General features: G+C 70.7%; 1 protein-coding gene and 1 pseudogene. Both read right to left on the bottom strand.

Annotation, left to right across the window (positions count from 1 at the left end):
• Nucleotides 1-302, bottom strand: a pseudogene (locus ACOADB_RS22670) (hypothetical protein); the annotation flags it as partial.
• Nucleotides 299-694 (bottom strand): flagellar basal body rod C-terminal domain-containing protein (locus ACOADB_RS22665; protein WP_378603974.1); only part of this gene is annotated, 396 nt, incomplete at its 5' end. The gene ACOADB_RS22665 and the pseudogene ACOADB_RS22670, both read right to left, overlap by 4 nt.

The following is a 694-nucleotide window of genomic DNA, read 5'->3' as shown; positions in this document are numbered from 1 at the left end:
GCACCCTGCAGGGCGAGATCGCGGGCGCGGCGGACCGTGGAGGTCGCCGAGTCCAGCGCGGTGTCGATCTGGGTGAGCCAGCCGATGCCGTCCTGGGCGTTGCGGGTGTACTGCGCCTGGTCGGCCATCGAGCTGCGCAGCCGCATCGCGGCCGTCGTACCCGTGGGGTTGTCGGAGGGGCGGTTGATGACCCGCCCGGTCGACAGCTGCTCCTGCACCTTCGCCAGCCGGCCGAGGCCCTGCTGGAGGTTGCTCAGCGAGCCCTCGGTCAGCATCCGCTGGGTCACGCGTCCGATGCTCATCGTCCCACCAGTCCGGTCCGGTTGATCAGGGTGTCGAGCACCTCGTCGAGGGTCGTCAGCAGACGGGCCGCTGCCTCGTAGGCGCGTTGCGCGGTCACCATGTTCACCGTCTCCTCGTCGAGGTTGACGCCGGCCTGTTGCTCCCAGGAGTTGTCGAGGGAGCCGGCCAGCGCGGTCTGGTTGGCGGTCTGTCGCTGCAGCGCCGCCACCTGGGTGCCGAAGCCGTTCACGAGCCGCTGGTAGGCGCCGGTGTTGTCGCCGGCGGTGCTGAGTGCGTCGGCGTTGTTGCCGTCGCGGCCGCCGCCGGTGATCGAGGACGCCGCCACCAGGGCGGGATCGGTGATCGCGACCTGCAGGCTGGCCGCACCGACGAGCGGGTCGTAGGAGAAGAA

This window comes from Nocardioides sp. CPCC 206348, assembly GCF_048654705.1.
GTDB lineage: Bacteria > Actinomycetota > Actinomycetes > Propionibacteriales > Nocardioidaceae > Nocardioides.
Note: the sequence above shows the minus strand (reverse complement) of the source record. Positions and strands in the feature narration are given on the sequence as shown.